We start from the raw sequence: 21,566 nt of genomic DNA on the forward strand, positions 1-21,566 counted from the left end.
CGAGTGGCAAACGGTAGGAGAGGTCGGCGCCTCCTTTCTCCGAAATCTCCCGTCAGCGATCCCACGACGACGGGGATGCGTCTTTGGAAGACGCAACGGGAACGGAGTTTTCCACCTTCTGCCCTAATCTCGCAGTCCAGAAGCAAGCGGGCGGTCGCCGACGGAGGAGAGGTTCATCCGGCATCGGCGTCATCTTCCACTTCGCAAACAACCGGTTGCACAGGCGGCGCTTTCCGAGATGCCGCAAATGCGATAGAGACGCGCGGCAGATCCGCAGGGAGAAGAGAACCGATGAAGAGCTATGTTTTGACAGTATCCTGCCCGTCGACGCGCGGGATCGTGGCCGCGATCTCCGGCTATCTGGCGGAGCAGGGCTGCAACATCGTCGACAGTTCCCAGTTCGACGACCTCGATACCGGGCAGTTCTTCATGCGCGTATCCTTCATTTCCGAAGAAGGGGCCGCTCAGGCGAAGATCGAGCAAGGTTTCACGCCGGTTGCCGAACGCTTCGGCATGAACTGGAATCTCTATGACGCCGCCAAGCGGGAAAAGGTCCTGCTGATGGTCTCCCGCTTCGGCCACTGCCTGAACGACCTGCTCTATCGCTGGAAGATCGGCGCGCTCCCGATCGAGATCGTCGGTGTTGTCTCGAACCACTTCGACTACCAGAAGGTCGTCGTGAACCACGACATCCCCTTCCACCACATCCCGGTGACCAAGGCCAACAAGCCCGAGGCCGAGGCCCGCATCATGGACCTCGTCGAGCAGACCGGCACGGAACTCATCGTGCTTGCCCGCTACATGCAGATCCTGTCGGACCAGATGTGCAGCAAGATGTCCGGCAAGATCATCAACATCCACCACTCCTTCCTGCCCTCTTTCAAGGGTGCCAACCCCTACAAGCAGGCTTTTGAGCGCGGCGTGAAGCTGATCGGCGCGACAGCGCACTACGTCACCGCCGATCTCGATGAAGGTCCGATCATCGAACAGGACGTTGCCCGCATCACCCATGCCCAGTCGGCAGACGATTACGTCTCGATCGGCCGTGACGTTGAAAGCCAGGTGCTGGCCCGCGCAATCCACGCTCATATCCACCACCGCACCTTCATCAACGGCAACCGCACCGTCGTCTTCCCGGCAAGCCCGGGCTCCTACGCCTCCGAGCGCATGGGCTGACGCCCCGTGGCGGGGCGGCCGGTGCTGCCCTGCCACCTTGGATTGGACGGTTGACGCTGCTCTGCTAGTCTCGGGGCCTTGATTCCCTTGGGAGACCCCAGATGCCAGACTCGGCGCTTCTTCAACGCACAGAACTCCCGCGCCCGGACGTCTCCCTGGCCGATGCGAAGACAATCCTCAGCGATTTTTATGGCTTGCATGGCGAAATTCGCGAACTGGGCAGCCAGCAGGATCGCAACTTCCTGATCGACACCGGCGCCGAGCGTTTCGTCCTCAAGGTGACGCGCGCCGAATATCCCTTTGCCGAACTCGAGGCGCAGAACCTTGCGATGAGGCATTTGCGCAGTCTGGATCTCGGCCTCGACATCCCCGAACCGATCGCCACACTGACCGGGGAGTACATCCCGCAATGCGAGATTGCCGAGAACTATTACTGGCTTCGCGTTCTAACGTTCCTGGACGGACAGCCCCTGACGAAGCAAAAATTTCTGGCGGAGGAGCAGGTCGCGGCACTCGGCGACGTCACCGCCCGCATCGCCCTCGGATTGCGGGAGTTCACCCATCCCGGGCTTGATCGCGAACTGCAATGGGACCTGCGCCGCGCGGGTCCCGTGGCCCTGCATCTGTTGAAATCTGTGACGGATCAAGCGCAACGCGATCGGATCGCCAAGGCGATGATCGTCGCGGTCAAACGCCTGCAGCCGGTATCCGCAGACCTGCGCCTCCAGGCCATCCACCACGACATCACCGATGACAATATCGTCGCCCGTGTGGGACCGTCCGGCAGACTAATGCCCGCCGGCGTGATCGATTTTGGCGACGTGATCAACGGATGGGTAGTGGCAGACCTTGCGGTCGCCTGCGCCGCCCTGCTGCACCATGCCGACGGCGATCCCTTTTTCATCATACCTGCCGTCAAAGCCTTCCACACGCGTTATCCGCTGACCGAAGCGGAACTGACTGCCCTGTGGCCGCTGATCGTCGCCCGAGCAGGCGTGCTCGTCGCCAGCAGCGAGCAGCAATTGTCGATCGACCCCGACAACGAATATGTGCTCGGCAATGCCGCCCATGAACGGGAGATCTTCGAGACCGCGACCTCGGCGCCGCACGCGCTCATGGAAGCCGCGATACTCGATGCCGCCAGCTTTGCGACACCGCCCGCCGCCATGACATTCGCGACCCCGCTGCTCCCGGATGTGACGTCTGAGAACCTGCGCCTCACCGACCTGAGTGTCACCAGTCCGGATCTTGCCCGCGACGATTGGGCGGACCAGGAAATCGACTGGAAGCTGCTGGCGCGGGCTGCGATGGAAACCGGCTTCTCATCGACCCGCTACGGAGAATACCGCCTCTCCTACACACGCCCACTTTCTCAGCGCGCCCCAGCCACTTTCGCCCTCCACATCGACATGTGCCTGCCGAGCGGCACCCAGGCAGTGGCACCTTTCGACGGCGTGCTCAAGCGCAACGGCCACCATATCATCCTCTCCGCGCCCGATCTGGCGCTGCACCTCGACGGCATCGATTGCAGTCTGGAAGACGGTGTCAGCCTGGCGGCAGGCGAGAGCATCGGTCAGGTCTCCGGCGCCTCCGGCGGCATAGGTGGGCTGCGCATCCAGCTCTGCCGTGACACCGACCTCATTCCGCCCCTTTTTGCCAGGCCGCAGCAGAGCACCATTTGGAGCAGGCTTTGCCCGTCGCCATCGCATCTCCTAGGGATTGGGATCGACGCGCCCGCCCCGCAGAGCGAGGCACTGCTGCACCGCCGGAAGAAGAGCTTTGCCAGACCCCAGAAGAATTACTACGCGGACCCGCCGCAGATCGAGCGCGGATGGCGAGAACACCTGTTCGACGTCAAAGGTCGGGCCTATCTCGATATGGTGAACAATGTCAGCATCCTCGGCCACGGACATCCCACACTGGCAGCTGCGGTCGGTCATCAATGGTCGCTGCTCAACACCAATTCCCGCTTCCACTACGCGGCGGTCGCAGAGTTTTCCGACAGGCTCGCGGCTCTCGCGCCCGATGGGCTGGACACGGTCTTTCTTGTCAATTCCGGCTCGGAGGCCGTCGATCTTGCTCTGCGCCTGGCTTGGGCACACAGCGGCCAGCGCAACATTCTGAGCCTGCTCGAGGCCTATCACGGCTGGACCGTGGCGAGTGACGCGGTCTCGACATCGATCGCCGACAATCCGCAGGCTTTGGAAACCCGGCCGGACTGGGTCCATCCGGTTCTCTCGCCCAATACCTATCGCGGCAAGTTCCGGGGCACCGGCGCGACGGAAGGCTATGTCGCCGCGGTCTCGGATGCCATCGCCAAGATCGACGCTCACGGGCACGGTCTCGCCGGTTTCATCGCCGAAAGCGTCTATGGCAATGCAGGGGGCATCCCGCTGCCGGACGGTTATCTCGAACAAGTCTACGCCATGGTCCGGGCACGCGGCGGCGTCTGCATTGCTGATGAGGTCCAGGTCGGCTACGGGCGCCTCGGCCATCACTTCTGGGGCTTTGAACAGCAGGGCGTGGTGCCGGATATCATCACGACCGCCAAGGGCATGGGCAATGGCCAGCCGCTCGGCGCAGTGATTACCCGCCGAGAGATCGCCGACAGCCTGGAGAAGGAAGGTTACTTCTTCTCGTCTGCGGGTGGCAGCCCGGTTAGTTGCGTCGTGGGCATGACGGTGCTCGACATCATGCAGCAGGAAGACCTACAGGGGAATGCGCGCGAGACGGGCGACCATCTCAAGGCGCGTCTGGAAGCCCTTGGCCAGCGCTTCCCCTTAGTCGGTGCCGTTCACGGCATGGGGCTGTATCTGGGACTGGAATTTGTCCGTGATCGCGAGACGCTGGAGCCGGCCACCGAAGAAACGGCAGCGATCTGCGACCGGCTTCTGGGTCTCGGCGTGATCATGCAGCCGACGGGCGATCATCTCAATGTTTTGAAAATAAAGCCGCCGCTTTGCCTTTCGAGGGAGAGCGCCGACTTTTTCGCGGAAGCCTTGGAAACGGTGCTCGCCGAGGGGTGGTGATGCGGAGGCATCTGGGTTCCAGATCCTTCCAATTGCCTAATCGAAGCGCGAAAATTGCGGCTGCCATCGCAACCATGCGAAAAGCCCAAATTTGGGCAAACCAAATGTCCGCTTCACAGCCCTTCGAGGAGTGGTCTATCGTCCCTGCAAGGGAAACCTCGAAGGAAAGCGCATGCCCATCATACCAGAGCAAATCTCCGCCCATGTGCTGATCTGGGCAACCGCTCTGTTCATCTTGAAGCAGCTGGTCGCAGACTTCCTGCTACAGACCGCATGGATGGCCAAGGGCAAGGAGCGCCAGACGGGATGGGTCGCACCGCTCGGCGCTCATGTGGCGATCCACGCACTTTGCACGCTGGCGATTTGCGTGGCCCTCCTGCCGCAGCTGGCCTGGCTCGCGCTCGTCGACCTCGTCGTCCATGCCGCGATAGACCGCAGCAAGTCGCTGCTTCAAGCGCGGTTCCAGTTCACACCGGTTCAGAGCGGCTACTGGTGGATGCTGGGGCTGGATCAGACATTGCATCATGCAACCCATCTGGTCTTCGCAATTGCCCTTGCCGCAGCAAGTTTCGCTGGCTGACGATCACGTCGCCATTTCGCGCGCCAGTTCATCGACGATCCAGGTTCTGAACTTGACCAGCGGGGGGTAGGCAGAGCGCTCGCGTGGAAAGGCGAGATAATAGCGTTGCGCGCTCTGCATCGGCCGGTCGACGGCCGCAACAAGATCGCCGCGCTTCAGCTCATCGCGGATCAGGAAAGTCGGCAGGAGTGCCACCCCCAAACCACCGACGGCTGCCTGCGAAGCCGTGGCAAATTGATCGAACAGCATGCCGTGCACACTTCCATAAGCAACCCCATTCTCTGTCAGCCAGCGCTCCCAGGCATCCGGCCGGGTCGTCAGATGCAGGAGAGGGACGGACAACAGATCCTCCGGCTTCTCGATGGCATGTTCGGTTTTGAAGCCTGGACTGCAGGCAGGAAGGGTCTCCTCCTGCATGAGAAAGGCAAGTTCGGCACCCGGCCAGACCGCATCGCCGAAATGGATGGCCGCATCGATCGAATCCAGGCGAAAATCGAAGGGCGAAAGCCGTGTCACCAGATTGACCGTGATCCCGGGATTATCCTGGAGAAACCGCCCAAGCCGCGGAGCGAGCCACCGAGCGCCGAAGGTGGGCAGGATCGCAAGGTTCAGCGTTCCTCCATGCGGATTGGCCCGGAGGTTCAGTGAAGCGCTGGAGATCCGTCGAAGCGCCTCGCGGATTTCGCGCGCATAGCTGTCCCCGGCGACGGTCAACCGGATGGTCTGGCGCTCGCGCAGGAACAGGTCCACGCCAAGCTGGCTCTCTAGCGCCTTGATCTGCCGGCTGACTGCGCTCTGGGTGAGATCCAGCTCTCGGGCCGCTGCGGTGACGCTACCTGTACGGGCCGCCGCCTCAAAAGCGGTGAGTAGCGAGAGCGAGGGCAAGAATCGACGTGCAGCAAGCATGGTCATGCCTTTTCGGAATGAACTCTTGAGAATTTATCGCTGGAATGGGGTAGAATGCTCTTCTAGAAATCGCAAGACTATCCGAGGTGGAATGACTGGAAGCAGGCGGCAACGTCGATAGAGCTTTCCAGCTGTCCCGTTTCGGCCTCCTCAGCCACTGTCCTCCGGGGACCTGCCATGCTCAATGATCCACGCTCACACGGCCTCTGGGAAAAGACGGCGCCTGCTGCTCCGCCGACGAGCAAGTTGCAGGGCGCAGCAAAGGCTGACGTGGTGGTCATCGGTGGCGGATACACCGGCCTCTCGACCGCCTTGCATCTCGCCGAAGCCGGCACTTCCGTCATCCTTCTCGAGGCGCGCGAGATCGGCTTTGGTGGCGCTGGCCGCAATGTCGGTCTGATCAATGCCGGTATGTGGGTCATGCCCGATGACTTGCCCGGCGAACTTGGCTCTGTCTATGGGGAACGCCTGCTCGATCTTCTCGGCAATGGCCCCCGCTCGGTCATGGAGATCATCGATCGGCACGGGATCGAATGCGAACTGGAACGGCAGGGCACGCTACACTGCGCCGTCGGAACCGCTGGCCGCAAGGAAATCGAAGATCGGGCTGAGCAATGGCAGCGGCGGGGCGCACCCGTCGAGATCCTCGACATCTCGGAGACCGAACGCAAAATAGGAACCCGCGCCTATCAGGGTTCGCTCCTCGACAAGCGCGCCGGTACGCTACAGCCTTTGGCTTACGCGCGTGGCCTCGCCCACGCAGTCCTGAAGGCTGGTGCCATTCTCCATACATCGAGCCCGGTCAATACCTACGAGCGGACGGGCAGCGGCTGGCGCGTCACGACCGCAGAAGGCTCAGTTGAAGCCCAATGGGTCGTCGTTGCCACCGACGCCTATAGCGAAGGTCCCTTCGCGGCTATTCGTGAGGAGCAGGTGCATCTGCCCTATTTCAACTTCGCCACGGTGCCGCTGAGTGACAACCTGCGCAAAACGGTCCTTGCCGAACGCCAGGGCTGCTGGGACACCAAGGAAGTGCTCTCCTCCTTCCGGATGGACAAGGCCGGCCGAATGGTCTTCGGCAGTGTCGGAGCCTTGCGTGGAACGGGTCTCTCCATCCACAAGAACTGGGCCCGTCGCGCCCTGAAGGCAATCTTCCCGCAGATCGGCGACATTGCCTTCGAAAGCGAATGGTACGGCCAGATCGGCATGACCACCAACGCGCTCCCCCGCTTCCACAAATTCGCCCCCGGCGTGATCGGCTTCTCCGGCTATAACGGCCGGGGCATTTCGCCCGGCACAGTGTTCGGCAAGACGCTGGCCGCCCACATCCTCGGCCAGATGCGCGAAGACGAGCTGCCCCTGCCCCTCACCGACCCACTGGCGCCACCCTTCCGGACCATCAAGGAAGCATGGTACGAGGCCGGCGCCCAATTGGCGCATCTGGCCGGCGCCCGATTTTGACCAGACAAGACCCAGGTAGACCTGACGGAAGGACCATCATGACCCTCGCCACCATTAAGTTCTCGGCCGAAATCACATCGCTCATGGCAAGCTTCGGCGTCGATGAAAAGGCGCTCAAGGGCGGCACGCTCGCCGTTCGCTCGCCGATCAACGGCGAAACGATCGCCAACGTCGCCGAGATCTCGGCCGACGAAACCCGTAAGGCGATCGACGCAGCCCACAAGGCCTTTCTCGAATGGCGCCTCGTTCCCGCTCCACAGCGCGGCGAGTTGATCCGGCTGCTGGGTGAAGAACTGCGCGCAGCCAAGACCGAACTTGGCCGACTGGTCTCGATTGAAGTCGGCAAGATCACCTCGGAAGGCCTCGGCGAAGTCCAGGAAATGATCGACATCTGCGATTTCGCCGTCGGCCTGTCCCGCCAGCTTTACGGCCTGACGATCGCAACCGAACGCGCCGAACACCGGATGATGGAAACCTGGCATCCACTCGGCGTAACCGGCATCATCTCCGCCTTCAACTTCCCGGTCGCCGTCTGGTCGTGGAATGCTGCTCTAGCGCTCGTCTGCGGCAACCCGACCGTCTGGAAGCCCTCGGAAAAAACCCCGCTCACCGCCATTGCCACCCAGGCCATCTTCGAAAAGGCCCTGAAGCGCTACATCGCCCAGGGCGGCAAGGCACCCGCCAACCTCTCCACCCTGTTGATCGGTGGCCGCGACATCGGCGAAATCCTCGTAGACCACCCGAAGGTGCCGCTGATCTCGGCCACCGGCTCGACCGCCATGGGCCGCACCGTCGGCCCGCGCGTCGCCGCGCGCTTCGGTCGCTCGATCCTCGAACTCGGCGGCAACAATGCCGCGATCGTCGGCCCGTCGGCGGACCTCGACCTGACGCTGCGCGGCGTTGCCTTTGCCGCCATGGGAACGGCCGGCCAGCGCTGCACGACGCTCCGCCGTCTCTTCGTTCATGAAAGCGTCTACGACACGCTCGTGCCGCGCCTGATCAAGGCCTATGGTTCCGTCACCATCGGCAACCCGCTTGAGGCCGGCAATCTGATCGGTCCGCTGATCGACAAGGGCGCCTTCGACCGCATGCAGCAGGCACTCGACGCAGCCCGCGCGGCCGGCGGCAAGGTCCATGGCGGCGATCGGGCTCACGCCGAGACGGCGTCCAATGCCTATTACGCCCGCCCGGCCCTCGTCGAAATGCCGGAACAGGTCGGCCCGGTCATCGACGAAACCTTTGCGCCGATCCTCTACGTCATCAAGTACAGCGATTTCGATCAGGCACTGGCGCTGAACAACGATGTGCCGCAGGGCCTGTCGTCGTCGATCTTCACCAATGACATCCGCGAGGCGGAAGCCTTCGTCTCTGACCGCGGTTCAGATTGCGGCATCGCCAACGTCAATATCGGCCCCTCGGGTGCCGAAATCGGTGGCGCTTTCGGTGGTGAAAAGGAAACAGGTGGCGGCCGCGAATCTGGCTCCGACGCCTGGAAGGCCTATATGCGCCGCCAGACCAATACCGTGAATTATGGCCGCACTCTGCCGCTCGCCCAGGGCGTCAAGTTCGACATCGAGTAAAACAGCAAGGGCCGGCGTCATAGCGCCGGCCCTTCTCGTTCAGCTTGTAGATCTCAGGGACGGGACTTCGTCCAGCCCAATCAGTGCAGGTTAAAGCGGACCGGAGCCGTGATCGTCTTGTTCACACCCGGCGGAGGTGCCGGCACGGGCGATGCGTTGCGCACCATGGTCAGCACTGCGTCGTCGAGAGCGGCAGAACCCGAGGAACGGGACAGGGAAACCGACAGGACATTGCCTGCATCGTCGATCCGGAACCGAACATAAACCGTTCCCTCTTCGCGATTGCTGCGCGCTTCGGACGGATAACGCTTGCGTCTTTCCAGGTGCGACATCAGCCGTGACTGCCACTTGGCCGGCGACACGCTACGCCCTGCCCCACTGCTGGAAGCGCTGGCGGCATTGCGATCAGCCTGGGCGACCTCCGCTTTTGCCTGGCGTGCAGCCTGCGAAGCTGGCGGCGTCTGCTGCTTCTTCTCGACCTTTTTCTTCGGCTCGACCGGTTTCTCGACCTTCGGCTCCGGCTTTGGAGGCCGCACCATCGGGATTGGCACTTCGACATTTTCCAGCTGCGCCATCACGAGTTCCTCGATCGGATCGATTTCCTCGACAGGTTCAGGCAATGGCTCTGGCTCCACCACCGGAGGCGGCTCAACGACCTGTTCGGCCACTTCGGGCTCCGGTTCAGGCAACGGCTCGGGCAGCGGCTGCACCGGCGGTGGTTCGACCGGTTCCGGCATCGGCTCGCTGGTGGCCGTCTTCACCTCTTCCGCATCCACCTGATCGGTCGAGACTTCCGTCTCTTCGGTGATAACGGCTTCCGGCTCGGGCGCCAGTTCGATCATGATCGCAGGCGGCGGCCCACTGTCTTCCATGGCAACCATGGGTTCGCGCAGAAGCAGGGCCACGGCACCGGCATGAGCCGTCACCACAAGCACCCCTGCCGTCGTCCACAGCAGCCATTCGCCGAGGACACGTCCCGTGGAGCGGCGGTCCTCGCTCATGGCTTCGGCTCCGTAGAAGGTGCGGTCGGCGGGGTAGCCCCCTGTGACGTCGGAAGGCTCTCAAGTCCCACCAGCGCGATCTTCAGGTAGCCTGCGTCACGCAGCAGGTTCATCACCTCCATGAACTTGCCGTAATCGACCGTCTTGTCCGCGCGCAGGAATATGCGCGCGTCCTTGTTGCCCTCGCTGATGCGATCGAGCGACGCGCCCAGCGCCTCGCGTGCCACGGTGTCATTGCCAAGCGAGAGGCTCATGTCCTCCTTGAGCGTGACATAGATCGGCTCATCGGGCCGTTCAGCCGGTTTTGCCGTGGAGGCCGGCAGGTCGACGTTGACGTCCACGGTCGAAAGCGGCGCTGCCACCATGAAGATGATCAACAGCACCAGCATGACGTCGATAAACGGCGTCACATTGATCTCGTGGTTCTCCGCCAGGTCGTCGCCCGATTGTGTATCGCGAATGCCGCCGGCCATGGTCCTACTCCGCCGCCTGCAGATTGCTTGCCCGAACCGACAGTGCGCTCTTGCGGAAGTCGAGGTCGCGGCTCACCAGGCGCTCGATACCGGCTGCAGCGTCGGACACCAGTTGCCGATAGCCGGTCACCGATCGTGCAAAGACGTTATAGATGATGACCGCAGGAATGGCGGCGACCAGGCCAACGGCCGTGGCAAGCAGAGCCTCCGCGATGCCCGGTGCGACGACCGCAAGGTTCGTCGTCTGCGTCTCGGCAATTCCGATGAAGGAATTCATGATGCCCCAGACGGTACCGAACAGCCCGACAAAGGGTGCGGTCGAACCGATGCTGGCGAGTACGCCGGTGCCCTTCGACATCTGGCGCCCTGCCCGGACCTCGATCCGTCCGAGCGCAGACGCGACACGTTCCTTGACACCCTCTGCCCCGGCGCGATCGATCGCGCCGTCGGACAGGGTCATCTCGTGCTGCGCCGACCGCACCATCATGGCAACGACACCGCCACGGTTTTCGAAAACCGCAAGCGCATCCTTCAAGCTCTTGGCCTGAGTAACAGCCTTCAAGCCACGGGTTGCACGAGCGCGCGCACCGAAAAGCTGCAGGGTCTTGGCCAGCCACACCGTCCAGGTCACCAGCGATGCAAAGCCAAGCGCCAGCATGACGCTCTTGACGATCCAGTCGGCTGCCATGAACATGCCGACAGGCGACAGATCGTGCGGCAGGGTATCTTTGACGGAAACGACATCAGAAGGCGCTGCATCTGCAGCAGGAGCAGCCATGACCTCTTCCACAGGCTGGGGCGCGGCAGCGGTTGGAGCGGCCTCGGCCGGAGTGCCGTTTTCCGAGGCGGCATTGACCGCCGGAGCAACTTCGGCAGCGGTCGTGGGCTGCGGCGCGACTTCGGATGGCGCAGAGGCCGCAGGAGCCTCGGCGCCCTGTTTTACCGGAGTGTCAGTCGAAGGGGTAATCGCCTGAGAGGTCACAACAGGCGACGGTGAAACGACCGCTTGTGCAGTCCCCGTTTCAGAAAGGGTGCCAGTTGTGGGCGCCTGAGCTGAAGCGGCAGAAGCGAGGAGAAGCACAGCAAGGCTGATGCCGATGCGAAGTGCCGAAGGTCCCGAATGGATGAGAGGCATTGGGAGCGCCCTGTAATATCGTGCTGAAATGAGCAGGGACCGTCGTCAGGAACCCGCGAGTTCCCCTCCAATATTAAACTTGATCTTTTCTGACAAGTAATATCGGGCGCTGAAGTGGATTTTCCCCACAGGCCGCCCGCGTGCTCCAGCGCCTTGATCGGCCCAATCTCAGCCTTTCGACGCCGCATAGAGCCGCAGGACATCCTCCCGACGGCAGAGCTCTGTACCAGCCGTCATCACGGCAGCCGCACCGGCAGCCTGCCCGACATAGAAGGCATCCTCGATATCACGACCTTCCGACAGCGCCCAGACGATGCCGGCAACGAAACTGTCGCCGGCTCCCGTCGCTGAGTTGACTGGGACGTCAATGGCTGGAACGCGCATGATCTTATCGGCCGACACCAGGATGGCGCCGTCGCCGCCGAGCGTCACCGCGATATACTCGGCGGTCCCGCGCCGCACATAGTCCTGCGCCACAGGGCCGACACGGTCATGAGTGAGTTTCTCGCCGACGAATGCTTCGAGCTCGCCCAGACTCGGCTTGACGAGATACATCTGCGCCGACGAGAGCGCTGCGGCCAGTGCAGCACCGGACGTATCGAGCACAAAACGGGCTCCGCGGGCTCTCGCCGCCTCTGCCAATCGGACATACGTGTCGTCGGGTGCGCCTCTCGGAAGGCTGCCACTTGCGACGATGTAGTCAGCGTCGCTCTCGCAGACCGCAGTAATCACGGGAGCCAACTCCGTTTCAGTGACCAACGGGCCTTCGGGGACGAAGCGATATTCGAGATTAGTCGAGGTCTCATGCACGGCATAGGCCACGCGCACAGGGTCATGGATCGGAAAAGGGCGCTCGATAATCGGCAATGGCTGGAGCATGGCCTCAAGCAGCTTACCGGTTTCTCCACCGGACAGGAACGCAAGCTCGCAGTGCCCGCCAAGCGTCGCAATGACGCGTGCAACATTGATGCCGCCCCCGCCTGGAAATTGCTGCTGGTTGTGCGTCCGGGTCTTGTGCGTATGACGCACGACATCGGCATCGCTGGAGATATCGATCGCCGGATTAAGCGCAAGACATAAAATTTGGGCCATGGAAACCATCAAATCGAGAAGCGGGAGTGGACTGGCTGCCCGGCAATGCGCTGATGTAAGCAAAGCGGACCGTCTCCGGCAAGAGAGGCATGCGCAGCGTCCGCTTCGGTGAACTGTCGAGGCAAGCTCCTGTTCCTGAACGTTCAACGAATGCAGACGCACTGATTGCAGCCAAGGGATTGTCTTTGCGCTGTGAGACATTACCTTTCCGCAAGTTCGCAAGGAAATCGCAGATGTATACCGGTATCGTCCAGACCGTGGCTCCCGTAGAAAACGTCGTCCGCCACGACGGCTACACGACCTTCCATATTCGCTTCCCCGAGAGGCTGATGGCGGATCTGCAAATTGGGGCCAGTGCATCGGTCGAAGGTGTCTGCCTTTCCGTAACGTCGATGACGGGTACGGACGTTACCTTCGACGCCATGGATGCGACGCTGGAGCGAACCAATCTGGGTGCGCTAAAAGCGGGGGATCACGTCAACATCGAGCGTTCCGCCAAGCCGACGGATGAAAACGGCGGGCATAACATCGCCGGCCATATTGCGACGACCGCAGAACTGGTTGCCGCCAAACTGGAAATGCCGGGCGCGTTCATCCGGTTCAAGGTGCCTGAGGAATGGGCCAAATACATCTTCAAGCGCGGTTACCTGGCGGTCAACGGTGCCAGCTTGACCGTCGCAGAAGCGGATCAGGATGTCTTTACCATCAACCTGATCCCGGAAACGCTGCGGCAAACCACCTTCCCCCGCTACAAAGCCGGCGACTTTCTGAACATCGAGGTAGATCACCAGACGATGGTGATGGTCGACGTAGTGGAACGGACGCTTGAGCGCCTGATGGCAAAGCGATAGGGGGTCAGTGGCGGCTATGGAAGCGCCCCATAGGGGTATCCTTCATCAGCGCAGTCAGGACCTTCCGATAATCCGCCGGCTTGGATGCGCACAGTTCTTCCGGTATCCCGTTAGCCTCGATTTCCTTGATCGCCGATCCTGACACGATGCGAAAAGGGATTCCCGCCTGGCGCAGTTTCTGAACGATGGGCGTGACGGCACCGTCTCGGACCTGGAAGTCCAGGATGGCACCCGAGATGTGCTCCGTAGACAGGATCTCAAGGGCATCTCGGACCGTTTCCGTGGTGATCACGGCGACGCCGGCACGTGAGACGGCGTCTGCCGCATCCATGGAAATGAAGACATCGTCTTCGACGATGAGAATGGTGTCGATCGCTAGTGCATGTTGCATTTTCGCTCTCCTTGTGCCACCACAACGCGAGCGCCGGCGCTTTGTTCAGTTTTTCTTAAATTGATAATTGATATGGTAAACAGAGCGTTAAGCCTGATGAGAAGCCGCAAATTGTTCCCTCACTGCAACCTTTGCAACGTCTCCCATTCTGCAGAGGGAACAACGCTGCCAACCCCTGCGTTTTCACGTCGAAAACGAACGGGAGAAACTCCATGCAGATTGTTGCAACCAAAGTCCATGAACCGACCGCCGTCGATTCCGCTTACACCGTCGAATTCGAAGGCGATGGCGGTGAGCGCGTATCGGTGGTCATGGCGCAGTCGGCCAGCGGCGGCCTCACCCGAGACAACGCTCTTGAGAAAGCACAGGTCATCCTGCTTCAGGCAGCAAGCTTTGGCTCAGCTTCTGAAGGGGGACCGGATGTGACGGAAGATCTCGATCCGGACGTCGATCCGAGCGCAGCGGTGGAGAGCCTGATCCAGGAACGCGAAGAGCGCGAGGAGAAAGGAAGCGAACTGGAAAAAGGTCTGGAAGATACTTTCCCTGCGAGCGACCCCGTCTCGACCACCTACACCTCGACGGCCGCCCGGGATCAGCAGAGCTGATTTCCGTTTGCCGGTGGTTTCGTTTAACCACCGGCAAAGGCTGACGACGCCCTTGAGGATTGAAAAATGCCGCAGGTACTCGCTGCGTTCGGAACGCCGACATCTCTTGATCTCTCATCTATCGTCATGCGCCTTCTGGTTGCGCTTGCCTGCGGCGCAGCCATCGGCTTCGAACGAGAATGGCGCAGCCATGCAGCAGGACTTCGCACACATATCCTTGTCTGCCTGTCGGCTGCCATCGTTGCCATTCTCACCATAGAAATCGCGCATCATCCTGCTTTTGACCGAGAAGAAGTGCGGCTCGACCCTCTGCGTCTCGTCGAAGCTGTGACGGCGGGCGTTGCTTTCCTAGCGGCCGGGATGATCGTTTATTCGAAGGGACGAGTGAAAGGCCTCACGACCGGAGCAGGCCTCTGGTTTGCCGGCTCGATCGGACTTTCCTGCGGACTGGGCTTCTGGCAGATCGGCCTGATCGCCACGGGATTTGCACTGAGCGTCCTGTGGCTGGTGACGTTACTTGAATACAAGATCCCGAAACGGGAAGACGACTAGCGCCAAATCGAGCTATCGTAGAAGGCTCTGCCCTCCATCGACCCAGATTGGCGAGCCGGTCACGTGCCGAGATGCGGGTGAGAGCAGAAAGCTGATCACCTCCGCCACTTCCTCGATTGTACCGGACTCCCCCCCGGTCAGAGGAATGTCCCCTTCGGGAAACTCCACCGGCACTTCCGTCTCGTCCCGGCCGCGCATCGTCGTATTGTCATTGATGCTGGTATCGATGGCTCCAGGGCAGACCGCATTGATGCGGATTCCGTGTCGTCCCAGTTCCAGCGAAAGCTGCTGCACCATCGCCAACTGGGCGGCCTTCGTCGCAGAGTACGCGGTTGCCCCAGGCGTCGTAAACGTCCGCGTACCGTTGATCGAAGACACGACGACGATCGCTCCCCCGGTCTGCTTCATCGGCTTTACACTGTGGTGGAGGGTGAGATACGTTCCGCGCAGGTTGATCGCGATGGTCTTGTCGAACTCCTCGGGCGTCAGATCGTCGATCGGAGCCCAGGTGCCATTGATCCCGGCATTGGCCACAACCATGTGCAGCGCTCCATTCACGGCGGTCAGCGTTTCCACGGCACGCTTCATTCCGGCATCATCGCTGACGTCGGCAACCAGAATCATGCCGCGACCACCAGCGGATTCAATTTCGGCGAGCGTATCCTGCAGCTCGTCTTCTGTCCGCCCGAGCAGCCCGACAAAGGCGCCACCCGCGGCAAGCTTCAACGCAGCACCCCGTCCGATCCCGGAACCGGCTCCAGTGACAAGAGCTGTCTGATCGGCAAATTCCTGCGCGCTCTGCATCATGCCTTCTTCTCCGGGGCGTGTTCGGGCTTACCCTTGCGCTTGGTCGCCGCCAGTTCCTCGAGCTGACGCTCGCTCATGCTCTTTTCCATGCTTTTGGAAGCGGCCTTCAACTCGGACACCTTGGCATCTCCTCGCTTGGCTGCGAGGGCGGCGCCAGCCGCCTTTTGTTGTGCTTTGGACTTTGCCGGCACGCTGGAATCCTCCCGAGCTCGTTGCTGCGAGAGGAAGAACCGCAGCCCGTGGCGAATGTTCCGGAGGAGCAGCCGGAACAAAGACCTCCGCCGCCGCTTTACGGGGGGTAACGCACGCACCGAGGATTTCATGGACACGAACAGCAAGCACTTCCACGTTGAGGCCGGGGACTGGCACCGCTTGGGCGCCCATTTCGACGGGAAAGGCACGAACTTCGCTTTGTTCTCTGCTCACGCAGAGCGAGTGGAACTTTGCCTGTTCGACGACAGCGGCAAGATCGAGACAGCGAGGATCACGTTGCCGGAATATACCCATGAAGTCTGGCACGCTTATCTTCCGGACGTAAAATCGGGCCAGCTCTACGGCTATCGGGTTCACGGGCCTTATGATCCGGCCAATGGCCACCGTTTCAACCCCAACAAGCTCCTGCTCGACCCCTATGCGCGCGAACTCGTTGGCGACTTCGACTGGAACAAGGCCCATTTTGGCTACGATCTCGACAGCGAAGAGAAAGATCTCACTTTCAACGATCTGGACAGCGCGTCCTACACACCTAAGTGCCGTGTGGTCGACCCCTTTGCTGACCAGTCGACGAACAACTTCGCGGGCGTGCCATGGGCGCAGACGATTGTTTACGAGACGCATGTCAAAGGCTTTACTCAGCTTAACCCCGCTATTCCCGAAGACCTTCGTGGCACCTTCGAAGGCCTCGGCCACAAGGCAGCGGTGGACTATATCAAGAGCCTCGGGATTACGTCCGTAGAGCTCCTGCCCATCCATGCCTTCCCCGATGACAGCCACCTGCTCGACAAGGGCCTGCACAACTACTGGGGCTACAATACCATTGGCTTCTTCTCTCCAGCCAACCGCTATTATGGCCGGAAGGGTATGGCAGGCTTCAGAGACATGGTTCGCGCCTTCCATGACGCCGGGATCGAGGTGATCCTGGACGTGGTCTACAACCACACCGCCGAAGGTAACGAACTGGGTCCGACGCTCTCTTTCAAGGGCATCGACAACTTCTCCTACTACCGGACCATGCCCGACAATCATCGCTATTACATCAACGATACCGGCACCGGAAACACCGTCAACACGTCCCATCCACGTGTCCTGCAGATGGTGCTGGACAGCCTGCGTTACTGGAAAGAGGAAATGCATGTCGACGGCTTCCGTTTTGACCTTGGCACCATCCTCGGGCGTGAACCTGAGGGTTTTGACGAGCGCGGCGGCTTCTTTGACGCCGTGACGCAGGATCCCGCTCTCTCAAACGTCAAGCTGATCGGCGAACCCTGGGATATCGGACCCGGCGGCTATCAGGTGGGCGGCTTCCCGCCAGGCTGGGCTGAGTGGAACGACAAATACCGTGACTCCACCCGCGAATACTGGCTGAACGGCGACAACTGCGCCCAGGATTTCGCGGCCCGGCTACTAGGTTCCGGTGACCTCTACGACACGCGCGGACGACGTCCCTGGGCCAGTGTCAATTTCATCACGGCCCATGACGGCTTCACTTTGAACGACCTCGTTTCCTACGATCAGAAGCACAATGATGCGAATGGCGAGGACAACAACGACGGTCACAACGACAATCGCAGCCACAATTACGGCCACGAGGGCCCCACCGACGACGAGGGCATCAATGCCTTGCGCGAGCGACAGAAGCGAAACTTCCTCGCAACGCTCTTCTTCTCCCACGGCACGCCGATGCTTCTCGCGGGTGATGAATTCGGTCGCTCGCAGATGGGGAACAACAACGGCTACTGCCAGGACAGCGAGATCAGCTGGCTCCACTGGGAGAACCTGCCACAGTCCTGCGAGGATCTGCGCGCCTTTACGACACGCCTGATCGCTTTGCGCGCCAACCAGCCATTGCTGCGTCGTGAAAACTGGCGCGATGGCATGATCATCGACTGGTACAATCTGACCGGCGGCGCGCAAGCGCCCGAACATTGGCTGGACGGGAACCCCCTTGCTCTGAAACTTTCACGTCAGGATCTCGAGCAGGAAAACGGCGTCTGGCAGGAGGTGCTGATGTTGTTCAATCCGGTCGATCAGGAAATGGAGTTCACCATCCCACAAGCTGGGGGCGGGGAATGGACGCTTGAGCTCACCACGTCAGATCCTGATCGGTCAGGCGACACAGTTGCAGAAGCCACAAACTTCCTCATGGAGGCCCGCTCTTTCGCACTGTTCCGAAGAGCGTGAGTCGACGGCTAAGACGCGGGCTGATCAACCCGTGTCAGGACTTCGAAGTCATAAAGCTGCCCGGCGACAGAAATGCGTCGAGCAGAAATCGTTACTTCGATGACCTGCCCGTCAGCACCGTGGATTTCGCCCCGCTGACCGCTATAGCCGCCATCGCGATCAAGAAGGCGGAGCCGCTCCGCGCGCGCCTCGTTCCCCGAGACCACGCCGGACGCAACCATCTCACTTCCGCGGATTTCATCCCAGCTCTTCCCGATCAGGTCCAGATAGGCCTGGTTGACCCGCACGTAACGGGAATTCCGCTGGCCGATGCTGGAGATGGAAAACGCGACAGGCGAAAGCTCAAACAGCGCTTGAATGACGGGACCCGACAGCGCAGTCGCTTCGGCCTGCTCGATCACGTCGCGAGTAAAGCCAGGTTCTTCAACGTCATCCGCGATTTCGTAATCTGCAGGAAGCGCCAATTCATCACGCAAGACGGCAACCAGCCGCCAAAGATCGACTTCGAGAAAATGCGCCTTATGCGCGTCATCCACCTGGTCCAGAGATCGTGGAAGGGATGCGATCGACGCCTCCAGACGGGATCTCTCGCGGCTCTCCTCCGTGGACGACAAAATTGCTCCGAGCTTTCCGACCGTGACGTCCCGCAGGATTTCGTAGGCCTGCTGCAACTGCGACGACCGCGCGGCCTCGACATCCTCCATGGGGAGTGAACCATCGGAAACGGGAAGGTTTTCGAGGATAGCCCAGACGCTCTCCTCCTCGGGACAGTCTTCGTAGCCGGGTGTTCCCTGCGGCGCATAGCGCACGAGGGCCAGGATGGTGTCGACCCCAAAAGCGTTGACATCAACGGGAGCCATCGCTCCTTGAGCATCGGTCTTGACCGCAGTCAGGCGCGTCGGCCCACCATTGTCATCGAAATAGACGCTGACTTCGGTCACGGACTCCGGAAAATTCAGCCAGGGATGCTCCGCCCGGAATGCCGAGAGGGCTGCTGTATTGAGAACCGTAACGGCGTACATGCCATTTCCTCCACTGCCGGCGATCATACCGCAGCATCGCCCCGACCACCGTCAGGATCATACTCTATCGGCCCGCCATGTCATGCGTAGCTGTGAGCACGAAGACTACAAGATCACAAGTGTAGAAACGCTTAAATTCGGATATAATTCCAAAGGTATGACGCAGGAATGCGACAGCCGCATCCCTTCAATTCGAAGGGTATTGCGGCTGTCGACGAGGATTTTTTTTAGAAGAAGGCCTGAATGCCCGTCTGGGCGCGGCCGAGGATCAGCGCATGCACATCATGCGTTCCCTCGTAGGTGTTTACGGTCTCCAGGTTCTGCGCATGACGCATGACGTGGTATTCGATCTGGATGCCATTGCCGCCATGCATGTCACGCGCCATCCGCGCGATGTCGAGCGCCTTGCCGCAATTGTTGCGCTTGACGATCGAGATCATCTCCGGGGCGAACTGATGTTCATCCATCAGGCGACCAACCCGCAGCGACGCCAGCAGGCCGAGCGAGATCTCAGTCTGCATGTCAGCGAGCTTCTTCTGGAAGAGCTGCGTGCCCGCAAGCGGCTTGCCGAACTGCTTGCGATCAAGACCGTACTGACGAGCGCGATGCCAGCAGTCCTCCGCAGCCCCGAGTACACCCCAGGAAATCCCGTAGCGAGCGCGGTTGAGGCAACCGAAGGGCCCCTTGAGGCCCGAGACATTCGGTAGCAACGCATCTTCGCCGACTTCGACACCGTCCATGACGATTTCGCCAGTGACCGAGGCGCGCAGCGATAATTTGCCGCCGATCTTGGGCGCGGACAGCCCCTTCATGCCCTTCTCGAGAACGAAGCCCCGGATCTCACCACCATGGGCCTCGGATTTCGCCCAGACAACGAAGACATCGGCGATTGGTGCGTTGGAAATCCACATCTTTGAGCCGCGCAGGCGATAGCCGCCTTCAATCTTCTCGGCACGCGTCTTCATGCCGCCCGGATCGGAGCCTGCATCCGGCTCTGTCAGCCCGAAGCAGCCGATGAGTTCGCCGGACACGAGGCCCGGCAGATACTTGTCCTTCTGCTCATCGGAGCCATAGGCATAGATCGGATAGATGACCAGCGACGACTGCACGCTCATCATGGAGCGGTAACCGGAATCGACCCGCTCGATTTCCCGCGCAACCAGCCCGTAGGACACGTAGTTCGCGTCAGCCGCGCCGTATTTCTCGGGCAGCGTCACGCCAAGCAAACCAGCCTGCCCCATCAGGCGAAAGAGCTCTGGCTCGACGGTTTCACCGAGATAGGCGTCTGACACCCGCGGCGCGAGTTCAGCCTTGGCAAAGGCCGCGGCAGCGTCCTGGATCATCCGCTCGTCCTCGCTGAGGATTTCAGACATCAGGAAAGGGTCACTCCAGGAAAAGGGCTTCATCTCGCTCATGATCATCGCATCCGTTTTTGATTGTCGCTCACAGATTGCTCATATCGAACCATTAAACAAGCCATGTTTACTCATGTTGCTATTAGGTCTAGTCATGACGGATGCTCACACATCAACGCCGCTTCCTGCCCTCGACCAGCGCCCTCGCTGCCTTCGATTCCGTCGCAAAACTCGGCAGCTTCTCAGCGGCCGCCAATGAACTGGCCCTCACCCAAGGCGCCATCAGCCGTCAGATCGGCCTTCTGGAGGACCAACTGGGCGTCAAATTGTTCGAGCGCACCAATCGCGGCGTGGAACTAACGGCAATCGGCCGGACCTATGCGAAGGGCATCGGTGACGCGCTGGCGACCATCCGAACTCTTTCCCTTGAGGCGATGGCAACGCGCGATGATACCCATCTGAGGCTGGCTATCCTGCCAACTTTCGGGACACGCTGGCTTATGCCGCGCATGCCGGATTTTCTGGCCCGCAACCCCGCCGTCATCATCGATTTCGCCACCCGCATCGGCCAGTTCGATTTCGAGGGATCGGGGATCGACGCTGCAATTCATATCGGCGAGCCGAATTGGCCGGGGACCGATTGCCAGTTCCTGATGCATGAGATGGTCGCCCCCGTTTGCAGTCCCGCCTTTCTCGCGGAAAACCCTGTGGGGCGCCCGGAAGATCTGCTTTCAATACCGCTCTTTGACATGGCCTCGCGCCCGAGAGCCTGGGAGCAGTGGTTCGCCTCGCTCGGCATGCAGGAAGGCCATGGCGGCGGCATGCGCTTCGAACAATTCTCCAACGTCGTGCAAGCCTGCCTCGCCGGCCTCGGCATAGCGCTGGTGCCGACATTCCTGATTGAGCCGGAACTCGCGAGCGGCCAGTTGGTGCGCGCCTTCGACCACGAGGTAAAGAGCGCCAGCGCCTACTACCTCGTGCGCCCACTCTCGCGCATGGCTTATGGTCCCGCCAGCGCTTTTGCCGCCTGGATCATCGATCAGGCCCGCGACTTCAGTGGCGCCGCACGCATGGGATCGCGGGTCTGAAGAGACCTTGTGGTACTGACTTTGCGGATATGCCCAGACTGTGTCGGCTGCCGATTGACAAG

General features: G+C 61.0%; 20 protein-coding genes. 10 read left to right on the top strand and 10 right to left on the bottom strand.

Going from position 1 to position 21,566, the window contains the following annotated elements:
* Window positions 1-291 precede the first annotated feature (291 nt).
* The 3 genes from purU (at window position 292) to ASE36_RS19900 (ending at window position 4,785) form a co-directional block, all read left to right on the top strand.
* On the top strand, window positions 292-1,176 hold the full coding sequence (purU, locus tag ASE36_RS19890; RefSeq protein ID WP_062283984.1) for a formyltetrahydrofolate deformylase: 885 nt from the start codon (window positions 292-294) through the stop codon (window positions 1,174-1,176).
* 101 nt (window positions 1,177-1,277) lie between these two features.
* Window positions 1,278-4,205 (top strand): aminotransferase, encoded by a 2,928-nt coding sequence (locus tag ASE36_RS19895; protein WP_062283989.1) that lies wholly within the window; start codon window positions 1,278-1,280, stop codon window positions 4,203-4,205.
* A gap of 172 nt (window positions 4,206-4,377) precedes the next feature.
* Window positions 4,378-4,785, top strand: coding sequence for a DUF3307 domain-containing protein (locus tag ASE36_RS19900; RefSeq protein ID WP_062283994.1), 408 nt, complete (start codon window positions 4,378-4,380; stop codon window positions 4,783-4,785).
* Window positions 4,786-4,788: 3 nt separating this feature from the next.
* Here ASE36_RS19900 and ASE36_RS19905 read toward each other — a convergent pair whose 3' ends face one another.
* Complete coding sequence (locus tag ASE36_RS19905; RefSeq protein WP_062284274.1) at window positions 4,789-5,691, bottom strand: LysR family transcriptional regulator; 903 nt, start codon at window positions 5,689-5,691, stop codon at window positions 4,789-4,791.
* 177 nt (window positions 5,692-5,868) lie between these two features.
* Between ASE36_RS19905 and ASE36_RS19910 the strand changes: the two genes are divergently transcribed.
* Both ASE36_RS19910 and ASE36_RS19915 read left to right on the top strand, forming a co-directional pair.
* Complete coding sequence (locus ASE36_RS19910; RefSeq protein WP_062283999.1) at window positions 5,869-7,152, top strand: NAD(P)/FAD-dependent oxidoreductase; 1,284 nt, start codon at window positions 5,869-5,871, stop codon at window positions 7,150-7,152.
* A gap of 83 nt (window positions 7,153-7,235) precedes the next feature.
* Window positions 7,236-8,732, top strand: a complete 1,497-nt coding sequence (locus ASE36_RS19915; RefSeq protein ID WP_413813672.1) for an aldehyde dehydrogenase family protein — start codon at window positions 7,236-7,238, stop codon at window positions 8,730-8,732.
* Between the two features lie 80 nt (window positions 8,733-8,812).
* Here ASE36_RS19915 and ASE36_RS19920 read toward each other — a convergent pair whose 3' ends face one another.
* The 4 genes from ASE36_RS19920 to ASE36_RS19935 all read right to left on the bottom strand — a co-directional run bounded on the left by ASE36_RS19920 (window position 8,813) and on the right by ASE36_RS19935 (window position 12,433).
* The gene (locus ASE36_RS19920) at window positions 8,813-9,733 is read right to left on the bottom strand and encodes an energy transducer TonB (protein WP_062284007.1); all 921 of its coding nucleotides are present in this window, start codon (window positions 9,731-9,733) and stop codon (window positions 8,813-8,815) included.
* On the bottom strand, window positions 9,730-10,206 hold the full coding sequence (exbD, locus tag ASE36_RS19925) for a TonB system transport protein ExbD (RefSeq protein WP_062284011.1): 477 nt from the start codon (window positions 10,204-10,206) through the stop codon (window positions 9,730-9,732). The genes ASE36_RS19920 and exbD overlap by 4 nt, the downstream gene beginning before the upstream one ends.
* A 4-nt stretch (window positions 10,207-10,210) precedes the next feature.
* Window positions 10,211-11,341: a tonB-system energizer ExbB gene (gene exbB, locus ASE36_RS19930; RefSeq protein WP_062284014.1), complete on the bottom strand. Its 1,131-nt coding sequence runs from the start codon at window positions 11,339-11,341 to the stop codon at window positions 10,211-10,213.
* A 168-nt stretch (window positions 11,342-11,509) separates the two neighbouring features.
* Window positions 11,510-12,433 (bottom strand): 1-phosphofructokinase family hexose kinase, encoded by a 924-nt coding sequence (locus ASE36_RS19935; protein ID WP_062284017.1) that lies wholly within the window; start codon window positions 12,431-12,433, stop codon window positions 11,510-11,512.
* Window positions 12,434-12,522: 89 nt separating this feature from the next.
* Here ASE36_RS19935 and ASE36_RS19940 point away from each other — a divergent pair, with 89 nt between their 5' ends.
* Complete coding sequence (locus ASE36_RS19940) at window positions 12,523-13,284, top strand: riboflavin synthase subunit alpha (protein ID WP_244474809.1); 762 nt, start codon at window positions 12,523-12,525, stop codon at window positions 13,282-13,284.
* 4 nt (window positions 13,285-13,288) lie between these two features.
* Here the strand turns inward: ASE36_RS19940 and ASE36_RS19945 are convergent, their stop codons facing one another.
* Window positions 13,289-13,675, bottom strand: a complete 387-nt coding sequence (locus ASE36_RS19945) for a regulator (protein WP_062284026.1) — start codon at window positions 13,673-13,675, stop codon at window positions 13,289-13,291.
* A gap of 212 nt (window positions 13,676-13,887) precedes the next feature.
* Between ASE36_RS19945 and ASE36_RS19950 the strand changes: the two genes are divergently transcribed.
* Window positions 13,888-14,280: a hypothetical protein gene (locus tag ASE36_RS19950; protein ID WP_062284031.1), complete on the top strand. Its 393-nt coding sequence runs from the start codon at window positions 13,888-13,890 to the stop codon at window positions 14,278-14,280.
* A 66-nt stretch (window positions 14,281-14,346) separates the two neighbouring features.
* Window positions 14,347-14,832: an MgtC/SapB family protein gene (locus ASE36_RS19955; RefSeq protein WP_062284034.1), complete on the top strand. Its 486-nt coding sequence runs from the start codon at window positions 14,347-14,349 to the stop codon at window positions 14,830-14,832.
* Window positions 14,833-14,844: 12 nt separating this feature from the next.
* Here ASE36_RS19955 and ASE36_RS19960 read toward each other — a convergent pair whose 3' ends face one another.
* Window positions 14,845-15,636, bottom strand: coding sequence for an SDR family oxidoreductase (locus ASE36_RS19960; protein ID WP_062284276.1), 792 nt, complete (start codon window positions 15,634-15,636; stop codon window positions 14,845-14,847).
* Window positions 15,636-15,830 (bottom strand): DUF3008 family protein, encoded by a 195-nt coding sequence (locus ASE36_RS19965; protein WP_062284278.1) that lies wholly within the window; start codon window positions 15,828-15,830, stop codon window positions 15,636-15,638. The genes ASE36_RS19960 and ASE36_RS19965 overlap by 1 nt, the downstream gene beginning before the upstream one ends.
* Before the next feature lie 130 nt (window positions 15,831-15,960).
* Between ASE36_RS19965 and glgX the strand changes: the two genes are divergently transcribed.
* Window positions 15,961-18,039, top strand: coding sequence for a glycogen debranching protein GlgX (gene glgX / locus ASE36_RS19970; protein ID WP_062284038.1), 2,079 nt, complete (start codon window positions 15,961-15,963; stop codon window positions 18,037-18,039).
* A gap of 8 nt (window positions 18,040-18,047) precedes the next feature.
* On the opposite strand, the gene ASE36_RS19975 is transcribed toward glgX, so the two are convergent.
* Window positions 18,048-19,061, bottom strand: coding sequence for a PAS domain-containing protein (locus ASE36_RS19975; protein ID WP_062284042.1), 1,014 nt, complete (start codon window positions 19,059-19,061; stop codon window positions 18,048-18,050).
* Window positions 19,062-19,288: 227 nt separating this feature from the next.
* Window positions 19,289-20,467: an acyl-CoA dehydrogenase gene (locus ASE36_RS19980; RefSeq protein ID WP_413813673.1), complete on the bottom strand. Its 1,179-nt coding sequence runs from the start codon at window positions 20,465-20,467 to the stop codon at window positions 19,289-19,291.
* A 110-nt stretch (window positions 20,468-20,577) separates the two neighbouring features.
* On the opposite strand from ASE36_RS19980, the gene ASE36_RS19985 reads away from it, so the two are divergent.
* Window positions 20,578-21,504, top strand: coding sequence for a LysR family transcriptional regulator (locus tag ASE36_RS19985; RefSeq protein WP_062284046.1), 927 nt, complete (start codon window positions 20,578-20,580; stop codon window positions 21,502-21,504).
* Window positions 21,505-21,566 lie beyond the last annotated feature (62 nt).

The sequence above is a fragment of the Rhizobium sp. Root274 genome, assembly GCF_001429245.1.
Taxonomy (GTDB): domain Bacteria; phylum Pseudomonadota; class Alphaproteobacteria; order Rhizobiales; family Rhizobiaceae; genus Allorhizobium.

Coding starts and splice junctions, on each gene's coding strand:
- purU (WP_062283984.1), top strand. CDS start 292: ATGAAGAGCTATGTTTTGACAGTATCCTGCCCGTCGACGCGCGGGATC.
- ASE36_RS19895 (WP_062283989.1), top strand. CDS start 1,278: ATGCCAGACTCGGCGCTTCTTCAACGCACAGAACTCCCGCGCCCGGAC.
- ASE36_RS19900 (WP_062283994.1), top strand. CDS start 4,378: ATGCCCATCATACCAGAGCAAATCTCCGCCCATGTGCTGATCTGGGCA.
- ASE36_RS19905 (WP_062284274.1), bottom strand. CDS start 5,691: ATGCTTGCTGCACGTCGATTCTTGCCCTCGCTCTCGCTACTCACCGCT.
- ASE36_RS19910 (WP_062283999.1), top strand. CDS start 5,869: ATGCTCAATGATCCACGCTCACACGGCCTCTGGGAAAAGACGGCGCCT.
- ASE36_RS19915 (WP_413813672.1), top strand. CDS start 7,236: ATGGCAAGCTTCGGCGTCGATGAAAAGGCGCTCAAGGGCGGCACGCTC.
- ASE36_RS19920 (WP_062284007.1), bottom strand. CDS start 9,733: ATGAGCGAGGACCGCCGCTCCACGGGACGTGTCCTCGGCGAATGGCTG.
- exbD (WP_062284011.1), bottom strand. CDS start 10,206: ATGGCCGGCGGCATTCGCGATACACAATCGGGCGACGACCTGGCGGAG.
- exbB (WP_062284014.1), bottom strand. CDS start 11,341: ATGCCTCTCATCCATTCGGGACCTTCGGCACTTCGCATCGGCATCAGC.
- ASE36_RS19935 (WP_062284017.1), bottom strand. CDS start 12,433: ATGGCCCAAATTTTATGTCTTGCGCTTAATCCGGCGATCGATATCTCC.
- ASE36_RS19940 (WP_244474809.1), top strand. CDS start 12,523: ATGCGCAGCGTCCGCTTCGGTGAACTGTCGAGGCAAGCTCCTGTTCCT.
- ASE36_RS19945 (WP_062284026.1), bottom strand. CDS start 13,675: ATGCAACATGCACTAGCGATCGACACCATTCTCATCGTCGAAGACGAT.
- ASE36_RS19950 (WP_062284031.1), top strand. CDS start 13,888: ATGCAGATTGTTGCAACCAAAGTCCATGAACCGACCGCCGTCGATTCC.
- ASE36_RS19955 (WP_062284034.1), top strand. CDS start 14,347: ATGCCGCAGGTACTCGCTGCGTTCGGAACGCCGACATCTCTTGATCTC.
- ASE36_RS19960 (WP_062284276.1), bottom strand. CDS start 15,636: ATGCAGAGCGCGCAGGAATTTGCCGATCAGACAGCTCTTGTCACTGGA.
- glgX (WP_062284038.1), top strand. CDS start 15,961: ATGGACACGAACAGCAAGCACTTCCACGTTGAGGCCGGGGACTGGCAC.
- ASE36_RS19975 (WP_062284042.1), bottom strand. CDS start 19,061: ATGTACGCCGTTACGGTTCTCAATACAGCAGCCCTCTCGGCATTCCGG.
- ASE36_RS19980 (WP_413813673.1), bottom strand. CDS start 20,467: ATGAAGCCCTTTTCCTGGAGTGACCCTTTCCTGATGTCTGAAATCCTC.
- ASE36_RS19985 (WP_062284046.1), top strand. CDS start 20,578: ATGCTCACACATCAACGCCGCTTCCTGCCCTCGACCAGCGCCCTCGCT.